An 8,565-nucleotide genomic window follows, 5' to 3' on the forward strand; every position below is an offset into this window, starting at 1 on the left:
CACGCCCTGCCAGGTCGCGTCCGCGCACCAATGGTTACTTTGCAGATCCTGCGCTTGAGCGGCGGGCAACGGCAGGCTGAACCACAAACCGCGCAAGGGCAGGCCATAGGCGAACTCGCCGAGCAGCGGCGTCAAGGCCTTGCGCCAGCGAGCAATGCCTTCCGCGTGCAAATCGCGGGACAAACGCGTCAGGAAATCATGGGTAATCTTGACCTTCATCTGCTTCCAGCCAAGCTGACGCAGCGGGTCCACCAGTTGCGTGAGGCTGTCTTCCAATTGCTGCGCGGTAAAGCGTGCAGCCAGGCTGACGCCCACCGACTGGGTTTCACGTCCACTCTGGATTGAGAGACTGGCACAGACCTGCCACAGATGGATCGGCAACTGCCAGTTCAGCGAGCGCGCCAGATCCTGCAGGCGCCGCACACCCTGACTCATCGCCGTCGCATCAATACTGCGGTCCTTGTCCAGCGCCCAGATCACCCCGTCCAGCGCCCGCCAGCGACTCAGGCCCTGCCACTGCTCGGCAAAGGTGACCTTCAATTCATCCTGCGCCCGGCCGCCCCACAGCAACACGGCGTGCTGGCCTTCCAGCCAGTGCTTGTCGGTCAGGCCGGGGGCGATGGCTTCGACGTGATCGGGTTCGCCGACCACCAGCAGCAACCGTACCTTGTAGCGCCAGAGCGGGCCGTAGTGCTCGCTGAGATACGCACGCGCCTTCGCTCCTTGGTTCGGTTCAATGGCTGCGGGCTTGGGCAGCGAAGGCAGCGGCTGACGCCCAACCCGCATCAGTTTGCCAATGCTGTCCTGCAGTAACTGCCACACCACCAGCGCGACGATAGACAACACCATCCAGCACAGTAGCGCCTTGAACAGCAGATCACGCTCCCTGACCTGATCAATGGGCGGCGCGCCTTCCCAGCCCCACCAGATCACGCCACCTCCGGCGACCAGGAGCGCCGTGGTCAGGGCCAGCAGCAGCGTGGTTTTCCAGAGCGGTGTTTTTTCAGTTTCAAGTTCTTGAGTCATCGGGTTTCACGACTCCCAGGGTCAAGGTGTGATGAGGGTCATTGCCCAGCCAGGCGCAAGGCACGCCATGGGCCTGGGCATAAGCGGCGGCCAGGGTCTGCACGACCATGGCCTCCAGGCTGCCCAGGTCGCCGAAGTTGGCGTCCTGCACGAACGGGCGGATATTCCAGTTCAAGGCCGACAGTTCGGTGATTTCAGGTTGGGAAAACGACACGCAGGCAGGCGCGGGTTTATCCAGCTCGCTCTGTTGCAACACCCGCTCGGCCAACGTCGCCAGGTCTTCGGACTCGGCGGCGAACCATTCGCCACGGCAAAAGCGCACACCGCCCTGCGCGCCGAGCAGCCACAACACCGCCGCTTCCCCGGCCGGCAGGCGGCTATTGGCTTGAGGTGGCAAGGACGCACAGCCGGCACAGAGAATCCGCGCATCGGCGGCCGCGCCCTGCAACTGATCAATGATCACGTCCAGGCTGGCCAGGCCTTGCCAGGGCTCGGGGTGCTCCGGCAGTTTTACCTGCGGGCAGGAGCTGGCCATTTGTTCAACGAAGGCGGCCCAGGCGCTGGCGGTGCCTTGCCAGTAGCAGCGTAAGGGGTGCAGGGTGATGGGGGCTTCATGCTGCCTGCGCCATTGGATGACGAGTAACGCGACCAACTCCCGTTCACGGTCGGCTGTATCTTCGTCCATCACCTGCCACACACGACTCACTTCCCCCTTAGTGGTTTGCACCGGTTCAGGCGGTTGATGATCCGCAGTGAACAGCTTCTGCCGATCCTCCACCGAGCTACAGACGGGGCCCACCAGCACCGCTTCAACCAGCGCGGCTGTCTGCCGATGGTGCGTCCACCAGGCACGCTGAATCTGCCGCGCCGTCACGGTATACGTGTGGGCAAAGTGCTGATTGAAATGGACGTACAGCACACGCAGCAGAAACACCAACAGCCACAGCAAAAGCACGCCGACCATGCCGACAATCATGACCCTTGGCTCGTACAGATCGGCCAGGAATAACTTGCCGCCCACGATCAGAACGCTTAGCAATGCAGCGCCACTGAGCCACCAGCGTGAGTAGACCGGAGTACGTGCCCGCGGATAAGGCGCGAAATAGGGGGCCTCGTTCATGGGGCCACCGGTGCAGCAGATTTTGCTGCCTCGGTCGAGTCATTGGGCATCACGATTCCCAGGACCGGAGGCCGTTGGGGATAGCGTCCTCTCCACGAAGCGACCCTTCTGCGGCGGACAATACTCAAGGCCGCTTGAGTCATCGAAATCATGTCAGGCAGATCGTCCAGCGTCTCGATGTTCGAGCCTTCCTTATCTTTTCTTCTTCTCCAGTCGATGTCATAGGGACGTGGCACATAAGGTTCTGCGAACGACACGCAGATTTGATCAAGGGCCGTGCGTCCATACTGATGTGGTTGACTCTGTACCATCGGAGCAGCGCCCTGCGCAGCGGGAACGAGCCATTCACCACGGGAGAACAGCAGCCGGCCTTCAGCGCCGAAGATCCAAAGCAACGCAGCCGCTTTCTCAGGCTGAGGACTGTGCGCCAACGTCGGTAAGCTTTGGCAACCGCCGCAGAAAATGAAAGCATCGTCAGGCGCGCCCTGTAACTGATCGATGATCGCGTACAGGCTGCCAATGCCTTGCCAGGGCTCCGGATGTGCAGGTAATCGAACCTCTGGGCAAACCTGTGCCATCTCTTCGGCAAAGGCCTCCCAGCTGTCCTGGGAGCCCAGCCAATAGCAACGTAATGGCTGCAATACGACAGGTTCCGCTTGCTGCACAGACCATTGCACGGCGAGCAATTTCGCCGCTTGACGTTCATGCTCAGCGTTATCGACACCGGATACCGCGCCGTAGTGAGTGGCTATCCAATCACGAGGCTCAGCTGGATTGGCAGGTTGCCGATAGGGGCCGAACAAGTCCTGGCTGACTTCAACTGTGCTGCAGGTAACCTCGACTAACACGGCTTCAACCAACGCGGCTTTGCGCCGATAACGGGCCTGCCAGTCGAGCTTTAGCTGTTTTACCTGTTTGGCAAAACGCTGAGCGTCATGGTGGTTGGCGGAGTAGGCCCATATCTCAACTAAAAATGCGATGAGCCACAGGCCCAGAACGACTATCGATAGGGGTAAAAGCACCATACCGCCATACCCTTCCCAAGGTAAGTTAGCAAGTATCACCAGTAGTACTATCAGGCTCGCGAACCACCACCCATATCGCGGCGGACGCGCTGCCGGATAGGGATCAAACTCAGGCATCTTGCTCATGACACCACCGTCCCTTCATCCATGGAGCTGACCAACGTGCAGCCACAGGCACAACGATGCCCCGCCAGCGCCACCGCACAGCCGTCGGCTTCGTACAGATCACTGCCTTCAGCGATGGCGTTCAGGCCATGCAAGTTGCAGAGCACCGCATCGCCCTGACAGGCAATGGGCTTGCCGTAATAGGGGTAATGCCCCTCCAGCACCTCGCCACCAAACTCACGCAAGGCGTCGCCTTGTCGAATCACGAACTTCATGGCATCACCTCGCGCACTCGGGCGCTCTCGGGTTGTGGGCAGGACTGTGGCTCCGGTAATTCCAGGGGCGTCTTGATCGGATATTGGGGGCTGCCGTAGGCATGGCAGGAGGTCGTGACCTCAAGCTCATCGCAGGGCAGGAAATGCACGGTGATGCCGCAGACCTCCTGGCCGGTGTAGTCGGGGACGGGGACGGGGACGACTTTGCTGTGTTTGCGTTTTTGTGCGTCGATTTTTTTTTCCCACTCTAAATACTTAGGCCAGTCGGCAGTACCGGGATTGTCATAGGCGTAAGCCACCCCGGTTTCCCAGTCAATTTTCACCGTCATGCCCGGTCGCCAGCGTTTCGGGGCGATATAGCAGCAGCCACCGCCGCCGCCCTGGTAGGCACCGATGATGTCCAGGGCCGAACGACCATCGACACTGAAATGGTTGATCGCCCAGTGGGTGTGGTTGATGCCGCCGATGGTGCTGGCCTGGGCATTCGGCGTGAATAGAGTGATGGCCAGGCCGCAGGCACTGCTGAGCAGGGTGATTTTTATTGCGGGCATGATTGAGGCTCCGGCAATTCCAGTGGGGTCTTGATCGGGTATTGGGGGCTGCCGTAGGCGTAGCAGGAGGTGGTCACCTCAAGCTCGTCACATGGCAGGAAATGCACGGTGATACCGCAGACCTCCTGGTCGGTGTAGTCGGGTACGGAGACGACTTTTCTCAGTTGTCGTTTTTGAGCTCTGATTTTTTCTCTCCATTCAGAGAACTTTGCCCAATCACCAGTACCGGGGTAGCCTTTTGAACTGCCCGCTCCCGTCTCCCAATCAACCCGCACCGTCATGCCTGGTTGCCAGCGTTTCGGGGCGATATAGCAGCAGCCACCACCGCCGCCCTGGTAGGGGCCGATGATGTCCAGGGCCGAACGACCGTTTACGCTGAAATGGTTGATAGCCCAGTGGGTGTGGTTGATGCCGCCGATGGTGCTGGCCCGGGCAGACTGGGCCAATGCGGCAGCCGCCACGGCGCAGAGGGGAACAAGTAACCGTTGCCATGGGCTGAGCCGGTGCGCGGGGCGGGCTTCTTGAGCGGGATGGCGCTGGAGGGAATCAAGCCCGTGCATCATTCACCCCGCTGACGTCGCCGCCATGGCTCGGCCACATCGCATCGATCTCCCGACGAGCCTGGGCCAGTCGTTCCTCATCCATCGTCACAGGCTGTGCCGCGTGTGGGGTATCAGCGGCTGGCAAGGACGTGGCGTCGACCATTACGGGCTTGTCGTTTGCGTCATACAGCGCCAGGTCCCTACGGTCGGCATCGCCCATGAACACCATGCGTTCGCTGAAGTAGCTGCCGCCCGCCTCACGCCCCCAGGAGTAGAGAAACCAGGCGCGGGAGTCATGTATCTGGTCGTCGAACAGCGCACGCAGCAGCCCTTCGGGCGTATGGGTATTGCGCCATTCGGCGACATCACCGCGCCGATGTTCGTCCGTATAGTTTCGATCCCCCGCCTCCAGCGGAAATAACTGCCTGACTCGGGCTTTACCTGCTGCCTTCATAAGCTCGCGCTCGGCCCGGGCATCGGCGCTGACCAGAGAAGCTAGTGAGCCCGGGGCCCGCGTCACGCGGGCTAGCAATCTCGAAACATCAGCCAGCACGCCCGCACCGCGATAATCCGCAGCGAATTCTTGCGCAGCTTCGTGCAACTGGGTTTTAGCCATGTCCGCATCAAAATCCTTGATCCCCGGCGGCAGTGGCCGGGGTGGTTCGCGGCCTTCACGCTCCCGGGTCAGTTGCTGCTTGCGCTCTGTAACGACATCGGCCTGGCGCTGGTCGCGCTCGTCCTCGGCAGCCTTGCGCACGGCCTTGACGGCCTGCTTGTCGCTGGCTCGCTCGTAGAACGGTGCACCCTTCAGGCTGAAAAAGGCATAACGGTCGATGCGCCAGGCGGTGATCCAGCCCATCTGTTCGCGCTGGGCCTGTTCCAGGCTGACGTTGGCGAGCAGCGGCTGGTAGTTCTCGATCTGCTCGGCGGGTAGGGGATCGGGTGCAGGTGGGAGTCCTAAAGTGACCTGGCGCCATGCGTTGAAGCGGTTGATTAGCTCTGGCGCGGCAATGAACTCTCTTTCTATCTGCGCTTCCATTGTCCGCCAGCGCTCACGGCTCATAGCAGTTGGTAAAGAGCGTGGTGGTACTTTCAAAGGTGCGCCATGGGCGAAGGCATCGGCATACAGATCATTCAATGCGATCTGCGATAGCAGCAGACCATCATTCTCACCATTGGCCTTACCTTGATCCCCTGGCGGATACCCCCCACCCTGATCCGAATGCACGCCAGGATGCAGTACCTCCAGGCTATTGGTCGGGTAGCCGCCTTTTTCACCGCGAATCGAATCCAGCGGAAAACACAGGCGCTGTTCATGGCTGGCAACGATATGCAGGCAACGCTTGACCAGCTCGCCGGTGGGCAGTTCCTGATTGCCATCGGCCCAGGCCATATGCCCGGTTGCCCAAGGGAAGATATCGGCAAGCCCCACCGAGGCTACGGTGTCCAGCAGGCCGAGGTATTCCACGCTGATGGGCAGCCTCATATCCAGGCAGGCCAGGGCCGGTACCGGCTCGGACTTTGCTTTGGACAACAGGCCGTTGAGCCAGCTGACAAAGGCCCGGGCGGCTGCCGCGCCACGGGAAAAACCATACACATACAGCTTGAGCCCCAGCAGCTTGGGCTGGCCGGGCTGCGGCTGTTCCAGCGCGTGGCGCAAGGGTTTGGACAAGGCGTGCATCTGCTTGTCGAATTCCTTGCGCCGCAGGCGGTCGCCATTGACCCAGCCCAGCGCCGGCAAGGTGCCCATGGCCTTGACGGCCGCCAGCAGGGCTGCGTTGTCCAGCCGGGGCAGCGCTAATGCTCGACGCAGGGCATCGACAATCATCATCAAGCCCCAGTTGATGCGCTCCTCACCAAAGGTCGCCGCAGCCAGCCCGGGCTTGTTGTAATCAAGGTCGCCGACCTCGGGAAAGGGCGTGCCCACGCCAGGCATGTAGTACTTGAAATACTGGCCATTGCCGGTGCCCGGTGCATCGGTCAGGCCTTGGGCCTGGGGGTTATGGCTCGTGCCTGCGGCATAGCCGTCACCAATGCTGGCGCGGAACATCCGGGCGATATTGGTCGGGTGCTTCGGGTCCGAGAGATAGAAGTCGTTATTGAGGTTATTACCGGTGCCATCGAAGCACAGGCTGATATGCAATGTCCTGCAGCAGGGCGGTATGCCCCGGCGACCGTTCGCCACGGCCAGGGCATTGTGGTAATCGCGTTCCCACTGGTTCTGCCGCTGGCTATTGCGCTGGATCTGATCCGGATGACGGGGCAAGCGACCCTCCACCGGAAACTGCGGCGGATACCAAAGGGGGGCATGGTTTACTGCGGACATGATTGTGGCTCCGGTAATTCCAGTGGGGTCTTGATCGGGTATTGGGGGCTGCCGTAGGCGTAACAGGAGGTGGTGACCTGAAGCTCGTCACATGGCAGAAAGTGCACGGTGATGCCGCAGACCTTCTGGTCGGTGTAGTCCGGTATGGGCACCTCTTTACTGTGCTTGCGTTTTTGCGCCTTGATATGTTTTTCCCATTCCAAATATTTCGGCCAATCAATGGTGCCGGGATAACCTTTTGAGCTGCCTGCTCCCGTCTCCCAATCAACCCGCACCGTCATGCCCGGTTGCCAGCGTTTCGGGGCGATATAGCAGCAGCCACCGCCGCCGCCCTGGTAGGCACCGATGATGTCCAGAGCCGAGCGGCCATTGACACTGAAGTGGTTGATGGCCCAGTGGGTGTGGTTGATGCCGCCGATGGTGCTGGCTTGAACGGCGGGCGCGAGCAAAGCGCCAAGACCGCACAGCAACACGGCGAGTACACCGGTGCGCAAGGTTTCAGGCATGAGGGGGTTTTCCTGTCTGGGCGAGGTCCGTGGCGGGTTCAAGCAACTTGTCGAGGACGAAGGCTTCGCGCTCGTTATCCATCAGCAAGCCGGCCTCGGTGGCTTCGAGCATGGCCGCGTAACAGGCCTGAAAGCGCTGCTCTCTGCTCCATTGTTGTGGCAGTGCGCTGTTCAGGTTGGCCAAGGCCCGGGTGGCGTCACCGACGCAGCAGAGGGTTTCTACCTGGCTGTCACTCAACTCAATGGGGCCGGGCACCTCGGGTGCATCACTCACACCCAGCAGACGCTTGGGCGCGCCGTCACGATCCAGCCAGCTCCAGAACACTGCGGGGCGCAGCCAGAGCTGCTGCTGTTCAGGCAGCAAGGCGTGGCTGAATAGCAGCGGAAACAGACGCGGGTCATAGAAGTGAAACAGCGACAGGCAGCCGCCATTGCGCGCCTCCATGCATTGCCCGAAATGCTCGGCCAAGGCCTGGAATGGCCACAGCGAAACCAGCGCCAGCAGTTGTGATTCCCCGTCCAGATGTCGCATCAGGCTTATCAGCCACTGGCGTTGCAATGGCTGCTCCAGATCGACGCGTACCAGCAAGGGCGCCAGATGTTCCAGCCCCTCTTCGGGCAGGCCGGTGAACAACGAGCGCCAAAGCAGTGGCGGCTGGACACTGCGCACGCTGCGCAGCAACGAAGTGTCGCTGCCTAGCTGGTCGATGATGATATCCAGATATGTGCTCGATAATTTGGCGCAGGCTTTTTCCAGCAGGTCGAACCAGGCCGTGATATGGGTAGCTGTCATGCTTAGGCCTCCCGGCCGGACAGAGGATGAGAGATGGCCCGGGCCGCCCTGATACAGGCTTCACACACCGACCCCGGCAACTCCGGCAGCTCAAACGCCTGCCCCTGCGGCCCCTCGACTCGATGCCGGCCCTTGATACTCACCAGCCCTGGCCCATGAATCTGGATCTCGCCACTGGGGGTGATGCGGATGTAGCCGCCACCACTGGCCAGGGTGATGCCGTTCTTGGCGGTCAGTTGCAGGTGGCCTTGCACCGATTGCACGGTGATGTCCTGCTGGGCGATGAGGTTGAGCAG

At 61.1% G+C, this 8,565-nt stretch carries 9 protein-coding genes and 1 pseudogene; all 10 read right to left on the minus strand.

From position 1 onward, the window contains the following. A pseudogene (locus tag M2401_RS34180) lies at positions 1-1,026 on the minus strand (type VI secretion protein VasK); the annotation flags it as partial. Further along, complete coding sequence (locus M2401_RS34185) at positions 1,010-2,146, minus strand: hypothetical protein (protein WP_259111470.1); 1,137 nt, start codon at positions 2,144-2,146, stop codon at positions 1,010-1,012. The pseudogene M2401_RS34180 and the gene M2401_RS34185, both read right to left, overlap by 17 nt. Beyond that, entirely contained in the window at positions 2,143-3,297 is a 1,155-nt protein-coding gene (locus M2401_RS34190) for a hypothetical protein (RefSeq protein WP_259111473.1), read from the minus strand. Before M2401_RS34190 ends, M2401_RS34185 begins: the two co-directional genes overlap by 4 nt. After that, the gene (locus tag M2401_RS34195; RefSeq protein WP_259111475.1) at positions 3,294-3,551 is read right to left on the minus strand and encodes a PAAR domain-containing protein; all 258 of its coding nucleotides are present in this window, start codon (positions 3,549-3,551) and stop codon (positions 3,294-3,296) included. The genes M2401_RS34190 and M2401_RS34195 overlap by 4 nt, the downstream gene beginning before the upstream one ends. Next, positions 3,548-4,102 (minus strand): DUF3304 domain-containing protein, encoded by a 555-nt coding sequence (locus M2401_RS34200; protein ID WP_259111477.1) that lies wholly within the window; start codon positions 4,100-4,102, stop codon positions 3,548-3,550. The genes M2401_RS34195 and M2401_RS34200 overlap by 4 nt, the downstream gene beginning before the upstream one ends. Next, positions 4,090-4,662: a DUF3304 domain-containing protein gene (locus M2401_RS34205; RefSeq protein ID WP_259111479.1), complete on the minus strand. Its 573-nt coding sequence runs from the start codon at positions 4,660-4,662 to the stop codon at positions 4,090-4,092. The genes M2401_RS34200 and M2401_RS34205 overlap by 13 nt, the downstream gene beginning before the upstream one ends. Further along, complete coding sequence (locus M2401_RS34210) at positions 4,649-6,970, minus strand: DUF2235 domain-containing protein (protein ID WP_259111481.1); 2,322 nt, start codon at positions 6,968-6,970, stop codon at positions 4,649-4,651. Before M2401_RS34210 ends, M2401_RS34205 begins: the two co-directional genes overlap by 14 nt. After that, positions 6,958-7,476 (minus strand): DUF3304 domain-containing protein, encoded by a 519-nt coding sequence (locus tag M2401_RS34215; protein ID WP_259111483.1) that lies wholly within the window; start codon positions 7,474-7,476, stop codon positions 6,958-6,960. Before M2401_RS34215 ends, M2401_RS34210 begins: the two co-directional genes overlap by 13 nt. Then, on the minus strand, positions 7,469-8,269 hold the full coding sequence (locus tag M2401_RS34220; protein ID WP_259111485.1) for a DUF4123 domain-containing protein: 801 nt from the start codon (positions 8,267-8,269) through the stop codon (positions 7,469-7,471). The genes M2401_RS34215 and M2401_RS34220 overlap by 8 nt, the downstream gene beginning before the upstream one ends. A gap of 2 nt (positions 8,270-8,271) precedes the next feature. After that, positions 8,272-8,565 (minus strand): DUF2345 domain-containing protein (locus tag M2401_RS34225; protein WP_259111486.1); only part of this gene is annotated, 294 nt, incomplete at its 5' end.

This window comes from Pseudomonas sp. JUb42, assembly GCF_024807945.1.
GTDB lineage: Bacteria > Pseudomonadota > Gammaproteobacteria > Pseudomonadales > Pseudomonadaceae > Aquipseudomonas.

Coding starts and splice junctions, on each gene's coding strand:
- M2401_RS34185 (WP_259111470.1), bottom strand. CDS start 2,146: ATGAACGAGGCCCCCTATTTCGCGCCTTATCCGCGGGCACGTACTCCG.
- M2401_RS34190 (WP_259111473.1), bottom strand. CDS start 3,297: ATGAGCAAGATGCCTGAGTTTGATCCCTATCCGGCAGCGCGTCCGCCG.
- M2401_RS34195 (WP_259111475.1), bottom strand. CDS start 3,551: ATGAAGTTCGTGATTCGACAAGGCGACGCCTTGCGTGAGTTTGGTGGC.
- M2401_RS34200 (WP_259111477.1), bottom strand. CDS start 4,102: ATGCCCGCAATAAAAATCACCCTGCTCAGCAGTGCCTGCGGCCTGGCC.
- M2401_RS34205 (WP_259111479.1), bottom strand. CDS start 4,662: ATGCACGGGCTTGATTCCCTCCAGCGCCATCCCGCTCAAGAAGCCCGC.
- M2401_RS34210 (WP_259111481.1), bottom strand. CDS start 6,970: ATGTCCGCAGTAAACCATGCCCCCCTTTGGTATCCGCCGCAGTTTCCG.
- M2401_RS34215 (WP_259111483.1), bottom strand. CDS start 7,476: ATGCCTGAAACCTTGCGCACCGGTGTACTCGCCGTGTTGCTGTGCGGT.
- M2401_RS34220 (WP_259111485.1), bottom strand. CDS start 8,269: ATGACAGCTACCCATATCACGGCCTGGTTCGACCTGCTGGAAAAAGCC.